Source organism: Stenotrophomonas sp. 3diitr2024 (genome assembly GCF_042136455.1).
Lineage (GTDB): Bacteria > Pseudomonadota > Gammaproteobacteria > Xanthomonadales > Xanthomonadaceae > Stenotrophomonas > Stenotrophomonas sepilia.
Map to the genome: position 1 here is coordinate 1 of NZ_JBHHMJ010000744.1, position 331 is coordinate 331.

At 67.1% G+C, this 331-nt stretch carries 1 protein-coding gene; it reads left to right on the top strand.

Annotation, left to right across the window (positions count from 1 at the left end):
* Window positions 1–331, top strand: a 331-nt coding sequence (locus ABGA94_RS19675) for a biotin/lipoyl-binding protein (RefSeq protein WP_375367965.1), incomplete at both ends; no start/stop codon positions are given.

The window sequence follows — 331 nt, forward strand, 5'->3', positions numbered from 1 at the left end:
GGCGCCGGACGTGTCCGGGCTGGTGGAAACGGTGAACGTGGCCGACAACCAGGCGGTGAAGAAGGGCGACCTGCTGTTCGTCGTCGATCGCGCCCGCTACCGCATCGCGCTGGAGCAGACCTGGATGGCACACCCGGCTGCGGTGAAGGACATCGCCAAGCTGCGTGCCGAGCTGAAGGCGGTCAACGAGCAGCTGTGGGACATCGAGGACGACATCCGCCTGATCGCTGACCAGCAGGATCTGCCCCTGCAGCGCACCGATCTGCCGCATCAGCCGTGTTGCCCAGTCGATGCCGCGGTCGGCACGCTGGCCATCGCGTGGCATCACGTC